Annotated in this window: 22 protein-coding genes; 7 read left to right on the plus strand and 15 right to left on the minus strand. The window is 69.0% G+C overall.

Annotation, left to right across the window (positions count from 1 at the left end):
* Window positions 1-68: 68 nt before the first annotated feature.
* A complete protein-coding gene (gene zapE, locus Q0833_RS17405; RefSeq protein ID WP_298438076.1) occupies window positions 69-1,112 on the plus strand; it encodes a cell division protein ZapE in 1,044 nt (347 codons plus the stop codon).
* On the opposite strand, the gene Q0833_RS17410 is transcribed toward zapE, so the two are convergent.
* The 3 genes from Q0833_RS17410 to Q0833_RS17420 form a co-directional block, all read right to left on the minus strand.
* Window positions 1,109-1,510, minus strand: coding sequence for a hypothetical protein (locus tag Q0833_RS17410; protein WP_298438079.1), 402 nt, complete (start codon window positions 1,508-1,510; stop codon window positions 1,109-1,111). The genes zapE and Q0833_RS17410 overlap by 4 nt on opposite strands.
* The gene (locus Q0833_RS17415) at window positions 1,507-2,025 is read right to left on the minus strand and encodes a hypothetical protein (RefSeq protein WP_298438082.1); all 519 of its coding nucleotides are present in this window, start codon (window positions 2,023-2,025) and stop codon (window positions 1,507-1,509) included. The genes Q0833_RS17410 and Q0833_RS17415 overlap by 4 nt, the downstream gene beginning before the upstream one ends.
* 96 nt (window positions 2,026-2,121) lie before the next feature.
* Complete coding sequence (locus Q0833_RS17420) at window positions 2,122-3,027, minus strand: LysR family transcriptional regulator (protein WP_298438084.1); 906 nt, start codon at window positions 3,025-3,027, stop codon at window positions 2,122-2,124.
* A gap of 217 nt (window positions 3,028-3,244) precedes the next feature.
* Here Q0833_RS17420 and Q0833_RS17425 point away from each other — a divergent pair, with 217 nt between their 5' ends.
* The gene (locus tag Q0833_RS17425; protein ID WP_298438087.1) at window positions 3,245-4,480 is read left to right on the plus strand and encodes a GAF domain-containing sensor histidine kinase; all 1,236 of its coding nucleotides are present in this window, start codon (window positions 3,245-3,247) and stop codon (window positions 4,478-4,480) included.
* A gap of 191 nt (window positions 4,481-4,671) precedes the next feature.
* On the opposite strand, the gene Q0833_RS17430 is transcribed toward Q0833_RS17425, so the two are convergent.
* The 4 genes from Q0833_RS17430 to ilvD form a co-directional block, all read right to left on the minus strand.
* Complete coding sequence (locus tag Q0833_RS17430; RefSeq protein WP_298438090.1) at window positions 4,672-6,702, minus strand: NADPH-dependent 2,4-dienoyl-CoA reductase; 2,031 nt, start codon at window positions 6,700-6,702, stop codon at window positions 4,672-4,674.
* A 70-nt stretch (window positions 6,703-6,772) separates the two neighbouring features.
* Complete coding sequence (locus Q0833_RS17435; RefSeq protein ID WP_298438093.1) at window positions 6,773-7,129, minus strand: hypothetical protein; 357 nt, start codon at window positions 7,127-7,129, stop codon at window positions 6,773-6,775.
* 13 nt (window positions 7,130-7,142) lie between these two features.
* Window positions 7,143-7,925 carry a DUF6478 family protein gene (locus Q0833_RS17440; RefSeq protein WP_298438096.1) on the minus strand — a complete coding sequence of 261 codons (783 nt, stop codon included), beginning with the start codon at window positions 7,923-7,925 and terminating at the stop codon, window positions 7,143-7,145.
* A 1-nt stretch (window position 7,926) separates the two neighbouring features.
* Window positions 7,927-9,690: a dihydroxy-acid dehydratase gene (ilvD, locus tag Q0833_RS17445; RefSeq protein WP_298438099.1), complete on the minus strand. Its 1,764-nt coding sequence runs from the start codon at window positions 9,688-9,690 to the stop codon at window positions 7,927-7,929.
* A gap of 119 nt (window positions 9,691-9,809) precedes the next feature.
* Here ilvD and Q0833_RS17450 point away from each other — a divergent pair, with 119 nt between their 5' ends.
* The 3 genes from Q0833_RS17450 to Q0833_RS17460 all read left to right on the plus strand — a co-directional run bounded on the left by Q0833_RS17450 (window position 9,810) and on the right by Q0833_RS17460 (window position 13,088).
* The gene (locus tag Q0833_RS17450) at window positions 9,810-10,757 is read left to right on the plus strand and encodes a CPBP family intramembrane glutamic endopeptidase (RefSeq protein WP_298438103.1); all 948 of its coding nucleotides are present in this window, start codon (window positions 9,810-9,812) and stop codon (window positions 10,755-10,757) included.
* Between the two features lie 60 nt (window positions 10,758-10,817).
* Window positions 10,818-11,759, plus strand: a complete 942-nt coding sequence (gene accD / locus Q0833_RS17455) for an acetyl-CoA carboxylase, carboxyltransferase subunit beta (RefSeq protein WP_298438106.1) — start codon at window positions 10,818-10,820, stop codon at window positions 11,757-11,759.
* A gap of 66 nt (window positions 11,760-11,825) precedes the next feature.
* A complete protein-coding gene (locus Q0833_RS17460; RefSeq protein WP_298438109.1) occupies window positions 11,826-13,088 on the plus strand; it encodes a folylpolyglutamate synthase/dihydrofolate synthase family protein in 1,263 nt (420 codons plus the stop codon).
* Window positions 13,089-13,090: 2 nt separating this feature from the next.
* Here Q0833_RS17460 and Q0833_RS17465 read toward each other — a convergent pair whose 3' ends face one another.
* The 4 genes from Q0833_RS17465 to Q0833_RS17480 are packed head-to-tail and all read right to left on the minus strand — an operon-like array spanning window position 13,091 to window position 16,015.
* The gene (locus Q0833_RS17465; protein ID WP_298438112.1) at window positions 13,091-14,005 is read right to left on the minus strand and encodes an OmpA family protein; all 915 of its coding nucleotides are present in this window, start codon (window positions 14,003-14,005) and stop codon (window positions 13,091-13,093) included.
* Window positions 14,002-14,571, minus strand: a complete 570-nt coding sequence (locus tag Q0833_RS17470; protein ID WP_298438114.1) for a peroxidase-related enzyme — start codon at window positions 14,569-14,571, stop codon at window positions 14,002-14,004. The genes Q0833_RS17465 and Q0833_RS17470 overlap by 4 nt, the downstream gene beginning before the upstream one ends.
* Window positions 14,568-15,296, minus strand: a complete 729-nt coding sequence (locus tag Q0833_RS17475; RefSeq protein ID WP_298438118.1) for a GNAT family N-acetyltransferase — start codon at window positions 15,294-15,296, stop codon at window positions 14,568-14,570. The genes Q0833_RS17470 and Q0833_RS17475 overlap by 4 nt, the downstream gene beginning before the upstream one ends.
* Window positions 15,293-16,015, minus strand: coding sequence for a molybdopterin-binding protein (locus Q0833_RS17480; RefSeq protein WP_298438121.1), 723 nt, complete (start codon window positions 16,013-16,015; stop codon window positions 15,293-15,295). The genes Q0833_RS17475 and Q0833_RS17480 overlap by 4 nt, the downstream gene beginning before the upstream one ends.
* Window positions 16,016-16,054: 39 nt before the next feature.
* Between Q0833_RS17480 and sfsA the strand changes: the two genes are divergently transcribed.
* Together sfsA and map are read left to right on the plus strand one after the other, a co-directional pair.
* The gene (gene sfsA / locus Q0833_RS17485; RefSeq protein WP_298438124.1) at window positions 16,055-16,762 is read left to right on the plus strand and encodes a DNA/RNA nuclease SfsA; all 708 of its coding nucleotides are present in this window, start codon (window positions 16,055-16,057) and stop codon (window positions 16,760-16,762) included.
* A 32-nt stretch (window positions 16,763-16,794) separates the two neighbouring features.
* On the plus strand, window positions 16,795-17,604 hold the full coding sequence (map, locus tag Q0833_RS17490) for a type I methionyl aminopeptidase (RefSeq protein ID WP_298438127.1): 810 nt from the start codon (window positions 16,795-16,797) through the stop codon (window positions 17,602-17,604).
* A gap of 9 nt (window positions 17,605-17,613) precedes the next feature.
* On the opposite strand, the gene Q0833_RS17495 is transcribed toward map, so the two are convergent.
* Genes Q0833_RS17495 through Q0833_RS17510 form a run of 4 tightly spaced genes read right to left on the minus strand, consistent with a single transcriptional unit; the run spans window position 17,614 to window position 20,868 of the window.
* Entirely contained in the window at window positions 17,614-18,513 is a 900-nt protein-coding gene (locus Q0833_RS17495; RefSeq protein ID WP_298438130.1) for an NAD(P)-binding domain-containing protein, read from the minus strand.
* Window positions 18,510-19,130 (minus strand): HAD family phosphatase, encoded by a 621-nt coding sequence (locus tag Q0833_RS17500; protein ID WP_298438133.1) that lies wholly within the window; start codon window positions 19,128-19,130, stop codon window positions 18,510-18,512. Before Q0833_RS17500 ends, Q0833_RS17495 begins: the two co-directional genes overlap by 4 nt.
* Window positions 19,127-19,933, minus strand: coding sequence for an S-formylglutathione hydrolase (gene fghA / locus Q0833_RS17505; RefSeq protein ID WP_298438136.1), 807 nt, complete (start codon window positions 19,931-19,933; stop codon window positions 19,127-19,129). Before fghA ends, Q0833_RS17500 begins: the two co-directional genes overlap by 4 nt.
* Window positions 19,930-20,868, minus strand: coding sequence for an AEC family transporter (locus Q0833_RS17510; RefSeq protein WP_298438139.1), 939 nt, complete (start codon window positions 20,866-20,868; stop codon window positions 19,930-19,932). Before Q0833_RS17510 ends, fghA begins: the two co-directional genes overlap by 4 nt.
* Between the last annotated feature and the right edge of the window lie 134 nt (window positions 20,869-21,002).

Raw genomic sequence — 21,002 nt, forward strand, 5'->3', positions numbered from 1 at the left:
CCGCGTCCGACCGCGGGACCTTCGCACGGGGCTGACGGGGGCGCCATGCCGCGCTAGATGCGGGACGGATGACGACGCTTCCCGAACTCTATGCCGCGCGCGTGGCCGATGGCCGCCTGACGCGCGACCCCGCGCAGGAGGCGGCGCTGGAGGTTCTGGAGCGGATCCGCGCCAAGCTGGCCGAGCCGGAGAAGCGCGGCCTCTTCTCGCGCCGCCGTGCGCCCGAAGGCCCGATGGGCGCCTATCTCTGGGGCGGGGTCGGGCGCGGCAAGTCGATGCTGATGGACCTCTTTCACGAAGCGTCGCCCGTGCCATCGCGCCGGGTCCATTTCCACGCCTTCATGCAGGAGATGCACGAGGCCCTGCACGAGGCACGCGCCACCGGCCAACGCGATGCACTCGCGCCCTTCGCCGAAGGTGTGACCAACACCGTGCGCGTGCTCTGCTTCGACGAGATGCAGATCACCGACATCACCGACGCGATGATGGTCGGGCGCCTGTTCGAGAAGCTCTGGGAGGGCGGGGTGCATATCGTCACCACGTCGAACCGCGTGCCGGACGATCTCTACAAGAACGGGCTGAACCGGGCGCTGTTCCTGCCCTTCATCGAGATGGTGAAGACCCGGATGATCGTCCACCACCTCGACGCGCCGACCGATTACCGGCAGGGGCGGCTGGCCGGGGTGCAGACCTATTTCGTCGGGGGCGGCCCACTGGACGAGATCTGGGCGGATCTGTCGGACGGGCGGTCGGAAGGGCTGACGCTGCGGGTGAAGGGGCGGGAGTTGCGGCTGGACGATTTCGCATCCGGCGTCGCGCGCGCGTCCTTTGCAGAGCTGTGCGGCCGCCCGCTCGGGGCCGCGGATTACCTCGCGCTGGCGCGGGCGGTCCGGGTCCTGATCCTGACCGACGTGCCGGTGCTCGACCGGGCTCATGGCAACGAGGCGCGCCGCTTCGTGACGCTGATCGACGCGCTCTACGAGGCGGGCGTGCGCCTGATCGTCAGCGCCGAGGCCGAACCCGAGGCCCTGTCCGGCAAGGACGTGTTCGAGTTCGAACGCACCGCCTCGCGCCTGCGGGAGATGCAGGCCGAGGGCTGGGGCGCGGCCTAGCCGGGGATCATCCGCATCAGCGCCTCGCCCGCATGGTGCGCGCCGCCCCGCACGGTGACTTCGCGAACGACATCCAATCCCTTGATGATGCGGCGATCCGGCCAGAAGAACACCCGGTCGTTGAGCATCGCCAGCCACGCCTCCGGCGTCAGCCCATCTTCGAGCTTCGTCGCCAGCTTCCGGAGGCTCAGAGGGCCGTTGTCCGTGATCGTGATCGGCGTCCCGTCGGGGAGCGTGGCCGCCACGGGTCGGGCGCGGCGCCCGGCAAGGTCGACGCCCGTCCGCGCGCCGATCTGCGCGGCGGTCAGCAGACCGTGACGCCGGATACCCTCCGCCGACCCCGGCTGCGAGACGCGCCAGAGGATCGGGAACCGGTCGGCGAAGGCCTCGGGCGTCATCCGTGGCGGCGCGCTTCGGACAGCGCCGACATCGGCAGCGGGCCGCAGGGGTTCGACGGATCGGGCGAGATCCGGAGCGGGGTGGCGGGCGGCACGCCGCTCTCGTCGATGAAGACGCCGTCGACGCAGATGTCCTGCGCCCGGTTGCCGCCGTTGAAGCCGAAGCCCGGATCGCCGCAATCATCCGCGAAGCCGTTGGCGTTCCATTCCTGGTAGGTGCCGTTTGCCGGCTCGCCCCCCATGGGAAAGGCCAGCCGGTCCGCATCGAAGCGCAGCGTCCATGCGGTCTCGGGCGTTCGGTCGGCCAGCGTCCAACGGCCCAGCACGGCGTCGCCGCGCAGCCCCGTGATCGCGAATTCGGTGATGTCGGCTTCGGTCAGGATGCCCGTCGCGCCGTCGGGATAGGAGATCCTCCCCTCGATCCGGTATCCCTCGGACCCGATCCAGCAGAACGCGTGGGTGGCGGCGTGGGCAGGCGCGACAAGGGTGGCGAGGACGAGGGCGAGGCGGATCATGGGCGATCTATCGACGCGGGCGCGGGCCGGATCAAGACGCGGAAACGCCGCGGGCCGCCCGGCAGGGGGCGGCCCGTAGACGTCGGAGTGAGGGGATCACCAGTCGCCGGGACCACGATCGCGGAAGCTCTCGACGAGGAAGTCGATGAAGGCGCGGACCTTGGGCTGGGTGTAGCGGCCCGGCGGATAGACCGCGTAGACGCCCTGCACCTCGGGGGCATGGTTCTCGATGGCGGGGACGAGCTTCCCCTCCTTCATGGCGTCCGCGTAGAGGAAGTCCGGCAGGAACGCGATCCCGAGGCCGTTGCAGGCCGCGTTCAGGAGCGATTGCCCGTCATTCACCGTCAGCCACCCGGCCGAGCGCACCTGGCGCTTCTCGCCCGAGGGGGCGGTCAGCTTCCAGACCGAGCCGTTGGCCTGGTTGGAATAGTGCAGCAGCTTGTGGTCGTTGAGGTCGTCGATCCGCTGCGGGCGACCATATTCCTCGAGGTATTCGGGCGAGGCGATCATCTGCTTGTGCGTCTCGGCCAACTTGCGGGCCCGCATCGAGCTGTCTTCCAGGTCGCCGATCCGCACGGCGAGGTCGAACCCTTCCGAGATCAGCTCCACGTAGCGGTTGTTGAGGACCATGTTGACGGTGATGTCGGGGTATTCGTGCAGGAAGCCCCCGAGGATCGGGCTCAGGTGATTGACCCCGAAATCGGTGGCGACCGACACCCGCAGCACGCCCGAAGGCGCCGATTGCATCGAGGTCACCAGCGCATCCGCCTCGCCCGCGTCGTTCAACACGCGGCGGGCGCGGTCGTAATAGGCCAGGCCGATTTCCGTCGGGCTGACGCGGCGGGTCGTGCGGTTGAGGAGCCGGGCGCCCAGCCGCGTCTCGAGCGAGGATACATGCTTCGAGACGGCGGATTTGGAGATGCCGAGCTTCTTGGCGGCATCGGTGAAGCCGCCCTGGTCGACGACCGTGGCAAAAGCTTCCATTTCAGACAGGCGATCCATTTGGCAGACCCTTCGGCAAACATACTGGTTGGTCATCAGTAGTGCCGTCCGATTGCGGCCTTTCCTTGCCTCATGTCGGTCACGGACGGGATCGTTTCTGGATTTAAGCGGGGCAGATCGTGGCGCGCGCCGGGCGGTAAGTAGTTGTTAACCTTTAAGTTCCGTTGGTCGCCTGTATTCACAAAGCCTCAATCCGGTGCCTCTAGGGCTCGGAGGGATGTCCGATCCTGCCCCGATCCATGCCGATGCGCCCTATCCCGTTCCGGCGAACGAATGCGCGCGCGGCCATGTCATCGCCGAACTCGACCTGCCGCGCCGCGCGGACGATCCCTTCTTCGCCCATGTCGTCGAACTGGCACGGAGGATCTTCGACGCGCCGGTGGCCTTCATCTCGCTGATCTCAGGCGAGGAGCAGCGCTTCCTGCGAATCGACGGCATGGACCTCGAGGGGACGCCGCGGACCCATTCGATGTGCGCCTACACGGTGGCCGCGCGCCGGACGATCGTCTCGGGCGACACGCATGACGACCCCCGCTTCCGCGACCATCCTGTCGTGGCCGGACCGCCCCATGTGCGCTTCTCGGCCAGCGCGCCGGTGATCCTCTCGTCGGGGTTCTGCCTCGGCACGGTCTGTGCGGTCGATCTGGTGCCCCACGATCCTCCAACGCCATCGCAGATCGCCCAGCTGGACGCGCTGGCCGGCATGGTCGCGCGCTTCTACGAAGTCCCGCTCGAGCCCGATCCGGCCCATGCCCACCGCCTCCGTGCCATCGCGTCCGAGGCGCAGGACGCATTTCTCGACCTGATCGGGCACGAATTGCGGACGCCGCTCAACGGCATCATGGGGCTGGCCGAATGCCTTGCGCCCGCCGATCCGGGCGAGGCGGAGGTCGTCGCCGCCCTCAAGGGATCGACGGAGCATCTCGGCGCGATCGTCGAGAGCATCCTGTCCTTTACCGAACTGCGCTCGGGCGATGTGGCGCTGAACGAGGCGCCGGCGCGGATCGACATGCTCGTCACCCGGGCCGTCGACCGGATGCGCAGGCTGGCGGCGGCGCGGGGCACATCGGTCGCTCTTCACCTGCCGGACAGCGAGGCGCGCCCGCTGATCGATGCCGCGAAGCTGGAGCTCGCGATCACCTGCCTTCTCGACAACGTGCTGGCTCATGGCGGCGGCCAGGCGGTCGTGACCGTCACGACGGATCGCAGCGCCGGCATCCAGATCACCGTGCAGGACGACGGCGCGGGCATCCCCGACGCCCAGCAGGCCCGGATCTGGTCCGCTTTCGCGGTCGGCGCCGATCTGCACACACGCGCCACCGATGGGCTGGGCCTCGGTCTGCCGCTCGCGCATCGCATCGCCGAGCTGCATGGCGGCACGCTGACCCTCCAGCCCGCGACCACCGGCATTTCGGTCGTGATGACCCTTCCGGGATGGCGCATGGCGGCTTGATGGTCCGACACACCGAAGGGCAGCGACAGGACGGGCTGGCCCATAACCGGCCGTGCGAGACGCGGCATGCCTGACATGCCGTTCGGCGGCCCTGTTCCTGTCTGGGACCGAAGGGCCCGAGCCGGCCTTGCGAACATATTCGCCAAGGATGCCGCGCCGACCTCTTGCTGACGTGGTCGGGCCCGAAGGCTCTAGAAGGTCGCGGCCAGCCGCGCGCCCTGGTCGATGGCGCGCTTGGCGTCGAGTTCGGCGGCGACGTCGGCCCCTCCGATGACGTGGCAGGCGATGCCCTCGGCCTCGAGCGCATCCGCAAGCCCGCGTTCCGGCACCTGCCCCGCGCAGAGGACGATCGTATCCGCCTCGATCAGGGTCGGGCGCTCGCGCGCCTCGCCGAAGCTGATCTCCAGCCCCGCGGGCACGATCCGCTCGTAATTCACGCCGCCGACCATCTGCACATCCTTCATCGCCAACGATGCGCGGTGGATCCAGCCGGTCGTCTTGCCCAGTCGCTTGCCCAGCTTCTCGGACTTGCGCTGCAGAAGCGTGATGTGCCGCGCCGACGGCTCGGGCCGCGGACCCTCGGGCTCCAGCCCGCCGCGGTGATCCTCGGGATCGGCCACGCCCCATTCGCGCAGCCAGGCGTCCAGGTCCTCGGTCGTGCTTTCGCCGCCGTCATGGGTCAGGAAATCGGCAGTGTCGAACCCGATCCCGCCCGCACCGATCACGGCCACGCGCGCCCCGACCTCGGCCCCGCCGCGCAGCACATCGATATAGCTCAGGACGTTCGGGCCGTCCTGCCCCTCGATGCCCGGATCACGGGGCGACACGCCGGTCGCGATCACAACCTCGTCGGCCCCGCGCAGGTCGTCCACCGAGGGCGCGGCGCCAAGCTTCAGCTCGATCGACGGGTGTTCAACCATGCGCGCCATCCAGTCGACGAGCCCGACGAACTCCTCCTTGCCGGGGATGACCTTGGCCATATTGAGCTGGCCGCCGACCTCGCCCGCCTTGTCCCAGAGCGTGACGCGGTGGCCGCGCTCTGCGGCGACCATGGCCACGGTGACGCCCGCCGCACCGGCACCGACGACGGCGACGTGGCGGGGCGTTTCGGCCGGGTCGTAGCGCAGCTCCGTCTCGTGGCAGGCGCGCGGGTTCACGAGGCAGGACGAGATCTTGCCCCCGAAGGTGTGATCGAGGCAGGCTTGGTTGCAGGCGATGCAGGGCGCGATCTCGGCGGCGCGCCCGGCGGCGGCCTTGGCCACGAAATGCGAATCTGCAAGGAATGGCCGCGCCATCGAGATCATATCGGCAGAGCCGTCGGCGAGTACGGCCTCGGCCACCTCGGGCGTGTTGATCCGGTTCGACGTGATGACCGGGATCGAGACCTCGCCCATCAGCTTCTTCGTCACCCAGGTGAACGCGCGGCGCGGCACGCTTGTCGCGATGGTCGGGATGCGCGCCTCGTGCCAGCCGATGCCGGTATTGAGGATCGTCGCGCCCGCCGCTTCGATCTTGCCGGCCAGTGCCACGACCTCGTCCCAGGTCTGGCCCTTGGGGATGAGGTCGATCATCGACAGCCGGTAGATCAGGATGAAGTCCTGGCCCACCGCCTCGCGAACGCGCCGGACCACCTCGACGGGAAGGCGCTGGCGGTTCTCGAGCGAGTCGCCCCAGCGGTCGGTGCGCCGGTTGGTGTGCTCGACGAGGAACTGGTTGAGGAAATACCCCTCGGACCCCATCACCTCGACGCCATCATACCCGGCCTCGCGGGCGCGGGCGGCGGCGGTCGCGATATCGGCGATCTGCTTTTCGATCCCGTCCTCGTCCAGCTCCTTCGGGGGGAAGGGCGAGATCGGCGACTTGATGGGCGAGGGCGCCACGCAATCGGGCGAGTAGGCGTAGCGTCCGGCATGGAGGATCTGCATCGCGATCTTGCCGCCCGCGTCGTGGACCCGGTCGGTGACGATGCGATGATTGGCGATGTCCGCGTCCGAGAAGAGGCCCGCAGCCCCCGGAAAGACGCCGCCCTCGCGGTTCGGGGACATGCCGCCGGTGACCATCAGGCCGACGCCGCCCTCGGCGCGTTCGGCATAGAAGGTCGCGACGCGGTTCCAGTCCTTCGTCTCCTCGAGGCCGGTATGCATCGACCCCATCAGCACGCGGTTCCGGAGCGTCGTGAAGCCGAGATCGAGCGGCTCGAGCAGGCGGGGATAATCGGTCATGCGGGCGTCCTCCTGGTTGGGGGATGTGCCGCCCGGCGCGCAAAGTCACGCTGGACGCGGCGTCAGACGGTCATTCGGTCGAGGCGACATGGGCGCGGAAGGACCGCTTGAGGATGTCCAGTTCGTCGCGCATCGCGTCCAGTTCGGCGCGCAGGTCGGTCTCGGCATCGAGGCCGCAAATCACCGTCACGCGGTCGAGGATGACGCCGTCACCGGTGCGGATCGAGACGGTGCGCGTCCCCTCGGTCAGAAGGCTCGGATCGAGCTCGGCTTCGACCTGCCAGCCGCCATCGACTGGGGCGGGGGTCAGGTGACCGGTGATGTCGGAGCCGATCAGCAGCTCGAGCGGCGGCGGATCGCCCGCGCCGGTCAACAGACCGCGATAGGTGCCGCCGACGATCCCGGCGCGGTGGAGAACCCAATCCATGCGATCCCTCCTTCTACAGGTCGGCGCGGGGGCGCCGCGTGACGGTCATGTCGGCGATATCGACCCGGTTCATCGCGGGCCGCTCGAAGATCAGGTCGATCCAGGCATGCTCCAGCCGGGTCGGGTTGATCTCCTGGAAGCCGAGGTCGAATTCGGCGGTGACCGGGCTGTCGGGCCGGTTGCCGGGGGAGAGCTCGCTGACAAGCTGTTCGGTGTTGGGACCGTGGCGGACGTTCAGGCGGACGAACATTTCGGCGGGCCGCTCGCGGCGCAGGGTAAGCGTGACGCGGACGATATGGCTGGTCCGGAGCGTGGTCGCGCCGTCGGGGGGCAGGTCGAGCGCCAGCGACAGGAACGACCCGTCGAAGCGCAGCGCGTCGAGCGACAGCGCGTAGGGCGCGACGGCAAGGGGATCGGTGCTGCGCCGCTGGCGGAGCGTGATCTCGGAGAGGGGGCAGTCGTGAAAGAGCGTGACGCCGGGCGCGAGCGTCGTGCCGCCCGCCGCGCCCGAGATGCAGGCAGGGTCGAGCGCCGCCGACCACGGCAGCGGCCGCCACGCCCAGTCGCATTGCGCGGGGCGCGCGATGCCGTCCTCATCCATCCGGGGGCGCTTCATGCGGGCCTCGGACGCGTCGGCGATCCGGCGTGCCTGGGCGGCGACATCGCGGGCGACGGGGCCCAGCGCGGCCAGATCGGTCGTTCGCATCGTCGTGACGGCCCCGGCCGCCGCGCGCCACGCATCCGCCGCGCGCTGGCGGCGGAGGGCGTCGATCAGGCGCGGAAGCCGCGGGGCCATGTCAGAGGTCCATGTAGACGTGCGCCTCCTGCGCGCCGCCGGGATGGGTCGGGGCGCCGGCCTTGGCCGAGCCGACGAGCTGCGCGTATTTCCACAACGCGCCCGAGGCGTAGATCGTCTTGCGCGGCCCGGACCAGTCGGCGCGCCGTGCCTCCAGTTCTTCGTCCGTCAGGTCGACCGAAATTGTGCCCTCGATGGCGTTGAGCGTGATGACGTCGCCATCCTTCAGCATCGCGATGGGGCCGCCATGGGCGGCTTCGGGGCCGACATGGCCGACGCAGAAGCCACGCGTGGCCCCGGAGAAGCGCCCGTCGGTAATGAGCGCGACCTTCTTGCCCATCCCCTGACCCGAAAGCGCGGCGGTCGTGGCCAGCATCTCGCGCATGCCGGGGCCGCCCGCGGGGCCCTCGTTGCGAATGACGATAACCTCGCCCTCCTCGTACTGCCGCGCCTTCACGGCCTCGAAGGCGTCTTCCTCGCATTCGAAGACGCGCGCGGGGCCGGTGAAGAGCTGGTGCTGCGCCTCCATGCCCGCGACCTTCACGATGGCGCCGTCGGGCGCGAGGTTACCCTTGAGGCCGACGACGCCGCCCGTCTTGGTGATCGGGGTCTCGACCGGGTAGATCACCTTGCCATCCGCCTCGCCGCGCGTCTCGTCGATGACTTCGCCCATGGTCTTGCCGGTGGCTGTCATGCAGTCCTCGTGGATGAGGCCGGCTTTGCCCAGCTCCTTCATCACGATCGGCACGCCACCCGCCTCGTAGAGGTCCTTGGCCACGTATTGGCCGCCGGGCTTCAGGTCGACGAAATAGGGCGTGTCGCGGAAGATGTCGCAGACATCGCCGAGGTCGAAATCGATCCCCGCCTCGTGGGCGATGGCAGGCAGGTGCAGCCCGGCATTGGTCGAGCCGCCGGTGCAGGCGACAACCCGCGCGGCATTCTCGAGCGACTTGCGGGTGACGACGTCGCGGGCGCGAATATTCTTCTCGATCAGGTTCATGACGGCGACGCCGGATGCGATGGAGTACTGGTCCCGGCTCTCGTAGGGGGCGGGCGCGCCCGACGAGTTCGGCAGCGCCAGCCCGATCGCCTCGGACACGCAGGCCATGGTGTTGGCAGTGAACTGCCCGCCGCAGGCGCCCGCGCTGGGGCAGGCCACGCGCTCGAGGATTTCCAGCGCCGCGTCCGACAGGTTGCCGGCCTGGTGATTGCCCACGGCCTCGAACATGTCCTGCACGGTCAGGTCGCGGTCGCGATACTGCTCGGGGATGTCGGCCCCCGCAGGCGCGCGGCCCGGCAGGATCGAGCCGCCGTAGATGAAGACCGACGGCGTGTTTAGCCGGACCATCGCCATCATCATGCCCGGCAGCGACTTGTCGCAGCCCGCGAGGCCCACGATGGCGTCGTAGCAATGCCCGCGCATCGTCAGCTCGACCGTGTCGGCGATGGCTTCGCGGGACGCCAGCGACGAGCGCATGCCTTCATGTCCCATGGCGATGCCGTCGGTGACGGTGATGGTCGTGAACTCGCGGGGCGTGCCGCCGCCTTGCTTGACGCCCAGCTTCACGGCCTGCGCCTGTCGGTTCAGGGCGATGTTGCAGGGCGCGGCCTCGTTCCAGCAGGTGGCAACGCCGACCCAAGGCTGGTGGATCTCCTCGTCGCCCAGACCCATCGCGTAGAAATAGGACCGGTGCGGTGCGCGCGCGGGCCCTTCGGTGACGTGCCGGCTGGGCAGGTTCGTCTTGTCGGTCGGGGCTTTCAGCATAGTCGTCTCCTCCTCGCGCTCCACCCTCGGATAGACGCCGCGCCCCCCCCGGACAAGCGCGATTGCCGTAAGCGCCTTCTGTCGCTAGATTCGCAAAAAAACATAAGAGGGCATCGAGCATGTGGACCTCTCCGTTCGAATCTTTCGTGGCCCCCGCACGGGCGCGACCGCAGCTTTGGCGCATCATCCTGGGCTTCGTCCTGGCGATGCTGACCTGGGCCGTGGTCTACGTGGTGATGATCGCGGGCATCGCGTACGTGGCGAAGGCGACCAGCGATCCGGCGCTGGCCGGGCCAGACGGCCTGCCAATCTGGTTCGCCGATTTCACCATCGGAAAGACGCCGACGGGTGTCGTCGCGACGCTCGCGACCTTCGCGGGCATGCTGCTGGGCACGATCCTCGCGGCGCGGTGGCTGCACCGCCGATCGGCCGGCAGCCTGTTCGGAGCGCATATGCTGCCGGACTTCGTGGCCGCGGGCGCGATCACCGGCGGGGTCGGCCTCGTCGCGATCGTGATCCTCGGCGCGGGCGAGCTGACACTGCGGCCCTACACGCCGGTCGACCTCTTCCTGACCTTTCTGCCCATCGTCCTCGTGGCGCTCCTGCTCCAGACCGGGGCGGAAGAGCTCCTTTTCCGCGGCTATCTCCAATCCCAGCTCGCCGCGCGCTTCCGCAGCCCGATCGTCTGGATGCTGGTGCCGTCGGTGATGTTCGGATCGCTCCATATCGACATCGGAACGCTCTGGGGCACGGGCCGCCTCGCGCCCAATGACGTGCTGATCTTCGCGGCCACGACGCTGGTCGGGCTGATCACGGCCGACCTCGTGCGGGTCACCGGATCGCTCGGCGCGGCCTGGGGTCTGCATTTCGTCAACAACTGCCAGGCGCTGCTGTTGATCTCGCTCGACGACGTGCTGTCGGGGCTCGCGCTCTACAAGCTGCCCTTCGACGGCGACGATCTCGAGATGCTGCCGTTCCTCATCCTGCAGGACATGGTTCTCCTGGTGATCATCTGGGCTTGCATCCGGCTCTGGCTGGCACGCCGGGGACGCATGGCCGCCGCCTGAGCGCGAATTGCATTCCCCGTCCGCGCATCCTATCTCGGCGGGGCCAATCAGGGGGCACGCATGAACTGGATCTCCAACTACGTCCGGCCCAAGATCAACAGCCTGTTCTCGCGCCGCGAGGTCCCCGAGAACCTGTGGACCAAGTGTGACGAGTGCGGGACCATGCTGTTCCACCGCGAGTTGAAGGACAACCTGCGGGTCTGCACCTCCTGTGGCCACCATATGAACATCGCCCCGCGCGAGCGGTTCGAGGCGCTGTTCGACGGCGGCATCTTCACCGATGTTGCGGTGCCCGCCCCGGTCGAGGACCCGCTGAAATTCCGCGACCAGAAACGTTACCCCGAACGCCTCAAGGCCGCGCAGAAGGCCACGCAGGAGGCCGAGGCGATGCTTGTCGCCGAAGGTGAGATCCACAAGACGCCCATCGTCGCGGCGGCGCAGGATTTCGGCTTCATGGCCGGATCGATGGGCATGTATGTCGGCAATGCGATCATCGCCGCCGCCGAACGCGCGGTGAAGCTGGAGCGTCCGCTGGTCCTCTTTTCCGCCGCAGGGGGCGCGCGGATGCAGGAGGGCATCCTCAGCCTGATGCAGATGCCGCGCACCACGGTCGCGGTCGAGATGCTAAAGGAAGCGGGCCTGCCCTATATCGTCGTCCTGACCCACCCGACGACGGGCGGGGTGACGGCGTCCTACGCGATGCTGGGCGACGTCCAGATCGCCGAACCGAACGCGCTCATCTGCTTCGCCGGGCCGCGCGTCATCGAACAGACCATCCGCGAGACGCTGCCCGAAGGGTTCCAGCGGGCCGAGTATTTGCTCGACCACGGGATGCTCGACCGGGTGACGCCCCGCGGCCAGATGCGCGACGAGCTGGCCACGATCCTGCGGATGCTGACCGGGCAGGGCCCCGTCGTGCATGGCGACCTGCCGCGCCCGATCGAGACGATCCAGCCGGAGCCCGCCGTCGAGGCGCCAGAGCCTGCGGCGACCAAGGCCTGACGCGTCGGGCGCAGGGCCACGCGATCGCCGGTTGACCGCCGACGCCCCGGCCCGGACAAGGCACCCATGACCAGCTCCGATGTGATCCTCGACCGCCTGATGGCGCTGCACCCGAAGGTGATCGACCTCGTGCTCGACCGGGTGCACCGGCTGCTGGATGCGCTCGATCATCCCGAAACGCGCTTGCCGCCGGTGATCCATATCGCGGGCACCAACGGCAAGGGGTCGACGCAAGCCATGATCCGCGCAGGGCTGGAGGGCGCGGGCGACACGGTCCATGCCTATACCTCGCCGCATCTTGCGCGGTTCCACGAACGTATCCGTCTGGCGGGCGAGCTGATCCCCGAACCCCTGCTGGCCGACCTTCTGGCCGAATGCGAGGTGGCCAACGGCGGCGCGCCGATCACCTATTTCGAGATCACGACCTGCGCCGCACTCCTCGCCTTCGCGCGACATCCGGCGGACTGGACCCTTCTGGAAGTCGGCCTGGGTGGGCGGTTGGATGCGACGAACGTGGTGAACCCGGCGCTGACCGTCATCACGCCCGTCTCGATGGATCACGAAGGATTTCTCGGGGATACCATAGCCAAGATCGCCGCCGAGAAGGCGGGCATCCTGAAGCCCGGCGTGCCCTGCATCGTCGGCCCGCAGGACGAGGCCGCGCTCGAGGTGATCGAATACCGCGCCGCACGGCTCAACGCGCCGCTTTCGGTCCATGGCCAGCACTGGCACGTGACCGAGGAGAACGGCGGCCTCGTTTTCGAGGACGAGACGGGGTTGATGGACCTGCCGCCGCCGCGCCTGATCGGGGCGCACCAGGTCCAGAACGCCGGCATGGCCATCGCGGCGCTTCGGGCGCTGGGCCGGGCGGAGGGTGCCGCGGCGGCAATGCGCGACGCCGAGTGGCCCGCGCGGATGCAGCGCCTGTCGCGGGGCCCGCTTGTCGAGGCGGCGGGCGCGGCCGAGCTCTGGCTCGATGGCGGGCACAACCCCGCGGCGGGCGCGGCGCTGGCCGAAGCGCTGGACCGGCTACCGTCCCGCCCGGTGCACCTGATCTGCGGGATGCTCAATACCAAGGACGCGACGGGCTATATGGCGCCCCTCGCCGAACGGGTACGCGCGCTTCACGCGGTCGCGATCCCCGGCGAGATCAACACCCTGCCGCCCGAGGCCACGGTCGCCGCCGCGACCCGCGCTGGCATCCCCGCCGTCGAGGCCCCGTCCGTGGCGGACGCCATCGCGACGATTATCGCGGACGATCCCGCGGCGCGCATCCTGATCTGCGGATCACTCTATCTGGCCGGGCGCGTGCTCCGCGAGAACGGCTGAGATTACTCGGTCGAGGTCAGGACCACTTCGACGCGGCGATTGGCGGTGCGGCCCTCGGGCGTGTCGTTGCGCGCGATGGGGGCGAAGAACCCGACGCCATGGGTCTCGATCCGGCCGGGCGCGATGCCATGCGTGCCCGTCAGGATCGCCTTCGCCGCATCCGCCCGCCGCCGGGAGATCGCCATGTTGCTTTCGGCCGTGCCCTCGGCATCGGTGTGGCCGACCAGCGCGATGGTCGCCGTGGCATTGTCCCGCAGGAAGGTCGCAAGCGTGGCGAGCGAGGCGTAATCCGTACCCGGAAGCTGGGTCGAGCCCGTCGGGAAATCGAGATCGTCGAGCACCGCGTGACCCGTCTCGGTCAGCGTGCGCGTCACGTCGGAGCTGGCGCTGAGGCTGGGCGCGGGCGGCGGGTTGGAGGCGGATTTCGTGACGGCCTCGACCGTTCCGTCCGGGTCGAGATAGGCGGCCTGGACATAGGCGAGATCGCCCGACGGGCTGGCCAGCAACGCGATCCGCGCGTCGCCCTTCTGCGCCGCCAGGTATCGGAAATCGGCGAGGTCCACGAACATCTCGGGCGCGGGGATGACGTCGATCTCGAAGCGGAAGTCGAAGCCGCCGCAGGCCCGCGTCCGGCACTCGAAGGTCACGGTCCAGCCCTCGGCCAGAAGCGCGTCCCGCAGCGGCGCAATGATCTGAAGCGCACTCGCGCCGGGGGCCGCGACCTGCCAGATGCGGCGGGTCAGCGCGCCTTCGGCCACGACTGCCGGAAGGACGCCATTCGCGAACGGGCCGGTCGCGAAGCGGTATGAGGTCAGCGGCACGGTTTCGGCGAATGTCGGCGCGGCGGGCAAGGGCAGGTCCGGCACATCGGCCTGGGCCGCGCCCATGGTGATCGCCAGGACCGCCAGCGCCCTCAACGGGATTGACCGTGATACTCGGGGTTCGGCTGCATCGCGATGGCCGAGGCCACCCGGTTCGTCATGTTGAAGAACCCGGCGACCGAAGCGAGGTCGAAGATGTCGCGGTCGCTCAGCCCGTGATCGCGCAACGCCTGCCGGTCGCCCTCCTCGATGGTGGCGGAGGCACGGGTCATTGTCACGGCGAAATCGAGCATCGCCCGCTGTCGGTCGTCGATCGGCGCCACGCGGTAGTTCATCGCGATCATCTCGCCCAGGGCCGGATCGCCCGAGAGCTGCCGCACGGCGGCCCCGTGCGCCACGAGGCAGTAGAAGCACCGGTTCTCGGCCGAGACCGCCACGGCCACCATCTCGCGCTCCAGCTTCGTGAGGCCCGACGGGGCCAGCATCAGGTCGTTATACATCGCCGTGAAGGCGTCGAGCTTGGCGATGTCGAAGGCATAGGCCCGCAGGACGTTCGGCACGAAGCCCAGCTTCTCGACGCAGATGTCGAAATAGCGCTGCGTCTCGGGCGGCAGCGGATCGACCTGCGGCAGGTTCAGGGCGGTGGGCGAGGCTTCGGTCATGTCCGGCTCCAATAGCGGTATCCGCCGCGCCGGACGAGCCCCGCGCGCTTGTACAACGCGACGGCGGGCACGTTGTTCGCCTCGACCGGCAAGGCCATCGTATCGGCGCCGTTCTCGCGCGCCCAGTGCATGGCGTGGATCATGCCGATCCGTCCGACACCTTTCCCGCGCGCCCGCGGCAGCGTCAGCACGAGATGGCAGACCGCGACCGTCCCGCTCAGCCCGACGAACAGCGCACCAGCCGCGCGGTCGTCGAAGCGCAGAAGGATCGCCGTCTTCGGCTCCGGCGCGCGGTGCATCGGGGTGCGTCGCTCGGGGCCGTTCCCGTGCTCGTCCCAGAGCGCGTCGCAGATCGCCATCGGGGGCCAATGGGGAAACCCGCTGACCGGCGGCGTGTCGGGCAGGCTGTCGGGGATCGGTCCCGCCATCAGGTCGGACGGATCGCTGGGGGCGTAGCCGCGCGCCGCCAAGACACCCTCCAATGCGCGGTCATCCTCGATGATGGCGGCGAAGACCGTGCCGGGCCGCGCCGCCTCGACCGCCGCGATGTCCGCGTCCGCGACCGCCGCTCCGGGGACCGGGCGGGCCGCGGTGCCACGCCGCGTGCCCTCGCGTTCGGCGGGCAGGTCGAACGGCCCCACCCGGTCGAGACGGGAGGGCGGCCAGGTTGCCCGGATCGCGGCCATGATCGCCTGCGCGTCCGGAAGGGATCCGGCCCCGGTCATTCGGAGAAGAGCGCGGCGAGCCTGTCCGTCGCCTCCGTCACCCGCCCGGCATCCTGTCCGCGCACGACGATATTCGCGCCGAAGCGGCCGTCCTTCTGGAATGGATAGGACCCGATGGAGAGGTCGGGAAACGCCGCCGCCAGATCGCCCAGCGGCCCGGCGATATCGCCCTCGCCCTGGTCGATCCGCGTCGAGGTCGAGACCAGCGGCGCACCGCCCGTGAGCGTCGGCAGCACCGTCGCCACCATCGCCTGAAACACAGACGGCACCCCCGCCATGACGTGAACATTGCCAATCGTGAAACCCGGCGCGGTGCTGACGGGATTCTCGATGAGCGCGGCGCCGTCGGGAATGCGCGCCATGCGCAGCCGCGCGTCGTTCAGGTCGCCGCCGGTGCGGGCGTAATGCGCTGCCAGAAGGGCGCGGGCATCGTCACGGATACCGACGGATGCGTCGAACGCCGCGCCGATGGCGTCCGCGGTGATGTCGTCATGGGTCGGGCCGATCCCGCCCGAGGTGAAGACATGGTCCCATGCCGACGACAGCGCACGCACGGCGGCGACGATGGCGTCGTGGTCGTCGCTGACCACGCGCACTTCCGACAGCGTGATCCCCATCTCGGTCAGCCGTCCCGCGAGGTGGTGCATGTTCGCGTCGCGGGTGCGGCCGGACAGGATTTCGTCCCCGATCACGAGCATGGCGGCGGTGGGGTTGGTCATCGGTGGCTCTCCTGTCCGCATGGGGTATAGGACGCGGCCATGCGCTTCGCCACACCGCTGATCCCCGCCACGCTGATCCGCCGATACAAGCGGTTCCTCGCGGACGTGTTGCTGGAGGATGGGCGGACTGTCGTGGCGCATTGTCCAAACCCCGGCGCGATGACCGGGCAGGCCGATCCGGGCGCGCGCATCTGGCTGGAGCCGAATGACGACCCGCGCAAGAAGCTTGATTACGGCTGGCGGCTGACGGAGCTGGGGGGTGGGCATTTCTGCTGCGTCGATACCGGCGGCGCCAATCGCACGGTCGAGGCGGCGCTCCGGGCGGGGGCGGTGCCGGGCCTCGACGCGAGCGGCGGTCTGCGGGCCGAGGTCCCCTATTCGGACGGAAGCCGCGTGGATTTCGTACTGGGCGGCGAGGTGTTCGTCGAGGTGAAGGCCGTGTCGCTGTCACGCCGGCCGGGTCTGGCCGAGTTTCCCGACACGCGGACGGCGCGGGGCGCGCGGCACATGGATGATCTGGCGGGCGTCGTCGCCGGGGGCCGTCGCGCCGTCGTCCTGTTTCTCGTCCAGCGGACCGATTGCGATCGGGTCGGCATCGCGGCCGATATCGACCCGGTCTATGCCGCCGCCGTCGCCCGCGCGCGGGACGCAGGTGTCGAGGTCATGGCGCTGGGCACGACGATCGACACGGCCGGGGTCACCGCGACGGGTCGCCTGCCTGTGGAACTTCCGACGCTCTCGCCTTAAGTGACACGCGACGACGACCGGAGGGCCCGGACATGGACGAACATCGCGGCAGACTGACACGCGACGGCATCCGCATCCACGAGGACGCGGATTTCGCAGGGATGCGCGCGGCGGGTGCGCTGGCGGCCCAGATCCTGGACCGGATCGCGGATCACGTCGTGCCAGGTGCGACGACCGGCGCGCTGGATCGCCAGATCACCGATTGGGTCACCGAGGCGGGCGCGACCTCGGCCACGATCGGCTACAAGGGCTACGCCCACGCGTCCTGCATCAGCGTGAACCATGTCGTCTGCCACGGCATTCCGGGCGACAAGACCCTCAAGGACGGCGACATCCTGAACATAGACGTCACGGTGATCGTCGATGGCTGGTTCGGCGACAGCTCGCGGATGTACGTGGCGGGCACGCCGTCGCGGAAGGCCGAGCGTCTGATCCAGGTGACCCACGATTCGCTGATGAAGGGGATCGACGCGGTCGCACCGGGCAAGACCTTCGGGGATATCGGCTTCGCGATCCAGGCCTATGCCGAGGCGCATCGCATGTCGGTGGTCCGCGACTTCTGCGGCCACGGGCTGGGCCGCGTCTTCCACGCGCCGCCCAACGTGCTGCATTACGGGCGGCCGGGCACCGGGCCGGTGCTGGAAGAAGGCATGTTCTTCACCATCGAGCCGATGATCAATCTCGGCCGCGCCGAGACGAAAGTGCTGGCCGACGACTGGACCGCCGTGACCCGCGACAAGTCGCTCTCGGCGCAGTTCGAGCATTCGGTGGGCGTGACCGCCACGGGGGCCGAGATCTTCACGCTCTCGCCCGCCGGTCGCTTCCATCCGACGCGGGACTGACGCGCCGGCCTAACCCGCGACGTCTAGGATGTAGCGCGCGACCATCAGGTCGAGATGCGCGCCGCCGCCATTCTTGAAGAGCGTGATCTCGTCCTCGGAGGACCGCCGCATGGCATCGCCATCGTAGTAGTCCGCGACGATGTCCGACGGCGCGATGACGCCCGCGGCCAGCGGGATCTTCAGCTCGCCGATATGGTCGAGCGTCGTGGCACGGGAATCGACGAAGATCGTGGCGCGGCGGAGCGCGTCGTCATCGGCCTCGCGCATGTCCGGGCGGTAGGCGCCGATCAGGTCGAGATGCTGACCTGGCCGCAACCATTCGCCCCGGATGATCGGGTCGGTCGTCATCGTCGCCACGGTCACGATATCGGACGCCGACACCGCGTCGCCCAGATCCGGCGCGGCGGTGCCGCCGATCTCCCGCGCCAGGGCGGCCGCGTTCTCTCCGTTGCGCGACCAGACCCTGAAGCGCGCGTCGGGGAAAGCTGCGGAATAGGCCTCGTGAAGGGATGTCGCGACCGTGCCGGAGCCGACGATCAGGATGTCCCGGCTGTCGGGACGCGCGAGGCGGGTGGCCCCGAGAAGGCTGTCGCCCGCCGTCTTCCACTTCGTCACGAGGCGGAAGTCGAGCATGGCCGAAAGCGTGCCGTCCGTATCGGAGAAGACCGACACCGCGCCGCCGACGGCGGGTTTCTCGGGCATGTTGCCCGGAAAGATCGTGGCCGTCTTCACCAGCACGCCCAGCCCGTCGATCCAGGCCGAGCGCGACAGCATCGTGTCGGGGTCGCGATAGAGGAAGGTGTCGCCGATCTCGGCGCGGGGCAGGTCGTGCCCGGCGGCGATCGCACGGGTCAGGGCGAGCCAGTCGAGCTTGCTGTCGGCTTCGGGTCCGATGAAGGGGATGGTCATGCGGCCTCCTGTTCGCTGAGGAGACCCTCGGAGACGAGGCGGTCCGCCCAGCCGTCCGGCCCCTCGAAGTGATGGGTGCGCCAGCCGCGTGCGGCGGCGGCGGCGATATTCTCGGCCCGGTCGTCCGCGAAGAGCAGCGCGTCGCCGCCGAGGCCCGTGCCGTCCTCGACCGCGGCGTAGATCCCCGCATCGGGCTTGATGACCCGCAGGTGCCCGGACACGAAGGTCCGGTCGAACTCGGACAGGAAATCGTAGCGGGTGCGGGCCAGCGCGAAGGTCTCGACCCCGAAGTTCGTCAGGGCGTGAACCGGTACGTCCTTCGCCCGGAGCGCCCGCATCAGACGGACCGAGCGGGGGATCTCGGGCGTGGCGAGGTCGAGCCAGTGATCGTGCCACATCCGGATCTCGTCGGCCCAGTCGGGATGGGCCGCTGCGGTCCCGTAGATCACGTCGCGAAACCCTTCGCCCCGGTCGACGCGGTCGTTCATCGCGTGCAGGTCCAGCGCCGCGAACATCGCACGACGGCGGTCCGCGCCGATGCGGGCGTCATACCAGCGCTCGGGCTGCCATTCGATCAGGACGTTGCCGATATCGAAGACGACCGCCCGGATGGTCATGCGAGGTGCTCGGCGTGGAAGGCCACGTGCTCGGCCGCGAAGCTCGCCACGAAGAAGTAGCTGTGGTCGTAGCCCGCGCGCAGATTCAGTTCGGCGCCCGACTTGCTGCGCGCGAGGGCCGCCGCGAAGGCCTCCGTCCCGAGCTTGTCGTAGAACTGGTCTGACGTGCCGGTGTCGATCCGGCAGGGCGGCAGGACCGCGCCGTCCGAAAGGAGGACTGTCGCGTCATGGGCGGCGGCGTCGCCAGTATAGGCGGTCATCTGCGGTGTGCCCCAGTCCGACGCCGACGGATTGCAGATCGGCGCGAAGGCCGAGACCGAGCGGAACCGCTTCGGATGCTTGAGTGCCAGCGTCAGCGCGCCGTGCCCGCCCATGGAATGGCCCGTGATGCCCTGCCGCGCCTCGTCGAGATCGAAGGCCGCGAAGACCGTCTCGGGCAGGTCTGCGGCGATATAGCTCTGCATCTTGAAGTGCTCGGCCCATTTTCCCTCGGTCGCGTCGACGTAGAACCCGGCGCCCTGCCCCATGTCGAAGGCGTCGTCGTCGGGGACATCCGTGCCGCGCGGGCTCGTGTCGGGGAAGACCACGGCCAGCCCCGCCTCGGCGGCCCAGGCCTGAAGCCCGGCCTTGGTCATTGCGTTCTCGTGGGTGCAGGTCAGCCCCGAAAGATACCAGAGCACCGCGCCGGTCGGATGCTCGGGGAGGAAGAGGCCGAAGGTCATGTCGGTGCCGGTGGCGTCGGACGCGTGGGAATAGACGCCCTGCGTGCCGCCGAAGCAGCGGTTCTCGGCGATGGTCTTCATGTGGTTCCTCCGGTGAGCAGGCCGATGATGACCGAAACGGTGACGATGGACACGGCCGTCGAGACGAGGATCGCCGCGGACACCCGTTGGGGCGCGACGCCGTAATGCTGGGCCAGAATGTAGACGTTGCCCGCGACCGGCAAGGCGGCGGACGAGATCATCACCGTCGCCGCGAGCGGGTCGGCGACGGGAAAGAGCACCAGCGCCGAGAGCGCCACGGCGGCAGGGTGGAGCACCAGCTTGCAGAAGGTGAGCCAGCCCGCGACCGAGAGGCGCTCGGCGGTCTTGCCCGCCAGCGACGCGCCGATCGCGAAAAGTGCGCCGGGCGTGGCGGCGGCCCCGAGGATCGAGAGGAACTCGTTGACCGGCTCCCAGATCTCGCGCCCGGTGGCCGACCACGCGACCCCGAGCACGATCGACACGATCATCGGGTTCTTCAGGAGGCCCAGCCCCACGGTCCGCAGCGTCGCCACCGTGACGCGCCCCTCGCGCGAACCGGTGATGAGGATGACGATGATCGACGAGAAGACGATGAGATCGGTCGCGAGGATCATCAGCATCGGGCCTGCGCTTTCGGGGCCGAGAAGCAGGATGAACATCGGGATGCCGAGAAAGCCCACGTTGCCGATGGTTGCGACCTGCGCCTCGACCGCGCATTCCGCGACCGAGAGCCCGCGCGCGAAGCCGACGGCGCTGGCGATCAGGTAGACGATGAAACAGCCCCAGAGATACGCGGTGATGAACTGCCAATCGAGGATATCGGCGAGACTGAGATTGGCCGAGAAGTTGAAGAGCATCGCCGAGAGCGCGAAGTAGAAGACGAACTTCGTCAGGTAGGCGGTGGCCTCGGCGGTGAAGAACTTCGTCCGGCCGGCGAAGTAGCCCAGCGCGATCAGGGCGAAGAAGGGCAGGGTCTTCAGAAAGATCGCGATCATCCGGAACGGCTAGCGACGGGGCCCGGTGGTGTCTAGCGCACGGTGCGCCCGTGCAGGACCGGCCCGTGCGAAAATGAACCGATTAGTTCAGAATGACCCTTGCGGGCAGGCGCACCCATGCGGTACCCACAAAT

The sequence above is a fragment of the uncultured Jannaschia sp. genome, assembly GCF_947503795.1.
In the GTDB taxonomy this organism is placed as follows: Bacteria; Pseudomonadota; Alphaproteobacteria; order Rhodobacterales; family Rhodobacteraceae; genus Jannaschia.

Bases quoted from the DNA above. Each gene is read 5' to 3' on its own strand.
- Q0833_RS17435 (WP_298438093.1), bottom strand. From the start codon at position 7,129: ATGGATTGGGTTCTCCACCGCGCCGGGATCGTCGGCGGCACCTATCGC.
- zapE (WP_298438076.1), top strand. From the start codon at position 69: ATGACGACGCTTCCCGAACTCTATGCCGCGCGCGTGGCCGATGGCCGC.
- Q0833_RS17430 (WP_298438090.1), bottom strand. From the start codon at position 6,702: ATGACCGATTATCCCCGCCTGCTCGAGCCGCTCGATCTCGGCTTCACG.
- Q0833_RS17480 (WP_298438121.1), bottom strand. From the start codon at position 16,015: ATGACCAACCCCACCGCCGCCATGCTCGTGATCGGGGACGAAATCCTG.
- Q0833_RS17450 (WP_298438103.1), top strand. From the start codon at position 9,810: ATGTGGACCTCTCCGTTCGAATCTTTCGTGGCCCCCGCACGGGCGCGA.
- Q0833_RS17475 (WP_298438118.1), bottom strand. From the start codon at position 15,296: ATGACCGGGGCCGGATCCCTTCCGGACGCGCAGGCGATCATGGCCGCG.
- Q0833_RS17420 (WP_298438084.1), bottom strand. From the start codon at position 3,027: ATGGATCGCCTGTCTGAAATGGAAGCTTTTGCCACGGTCGTCGACCAG.
- Q0833_RS17425 (WP_298438087.1), top strand. From the start codon at position 3,245: ATGTCCGATCCTGCCCCGATCCATGCCGATGCGCCCTATCCCGTTCCG.
- Q0833_RS17470 (WP_298438114.1), bottom strand. From the start codon at position 14,571: ATGACCGAAGCCTCGCCCACCGCCCTGAACCTGCCGCAGGTCGATCCG.
- Q0833_RS17440 (WP_298438096.1), bottom strand. From the start codon at position 7,925: ATGGCCCCGCGGCTTCCGCGCCTGATCGACGCCCTCCGCCGCCAGCGC.
- accD (WP_298438106.1), top strand. From the start codon at position 10,818: ATGAACTGGATCTCCAACTACGTCCGGCCCAAGATCAACAGCCTGTTC.
- map (WP_298438127.1), top strand. From the start codon at position 16,795: ATGGACGAACATCGCGGCAGACTGACACGCGACGGCATCCGCATCCAC.
- Q0833_RS17495 (WP_298438130.1), bottom strand. From the start codon at position 18,513: ATGACCATCCCCTTCATCGGACCCGAAGCCGACAGCAAGCTCGACTGG.
- sfsA (WP_298438124.1), top strand. From the start codon at position 16,055: ATGCGCTTCGCCACACCGCTGATCCCCGCCACGCTGATCCGCCGATAC.
- ilvD (WP_298438099.1), bottom strand. From the start codon at position 9,690: ATGCTGAAAGCCCCGACCGACAAGACGAACCTGCCCAGCCGGCACGTC.
- Q0833_RS17415 (WP_298438082.1), bottom strand. From the start codon at position 2,025: ATGATCCGCCTCGCCCTCGTCCTCGCCACCCTTGTCGCGCCTGCCCAC.
- Q0833_RS17510 (WP_298438139.1), bottom strand. From the start codon at position 20,868: ATGATCGCGATCTTTCTGAAGACCCTGCCCTTCTTCGCCCTGATCGCG.
- Q0833_RS17460 (WP_298438109.1), top strand. From the start codon at position 11,826: ATGACCAGCTCCGATGTGATCCTCGACCGCCTGATGGCGCTGCACCCG.
- fghA (WP_298438136.1), bottom strand. From the start codon at position 19,933: ATGAAGACCATCGCCGAGAACCGCTGCTTCGGCGGCACGCAGGGCGTC.
- Q0833_RS17500 (WP_298438133.1), bottom strand. From the start codon at position 19,130: ATGACCATCCGGGCGGTCGTCTTCGATATCGGCAACGTCCTGATCGAA.
- Q0833_RS17410 (WP_298438079.1), bottom strand. From the start codon at position 1,510: ATGACGCCCGAGGCCTTCGCCGACCGGTTCCCGATCCTCTGGCGCGTC.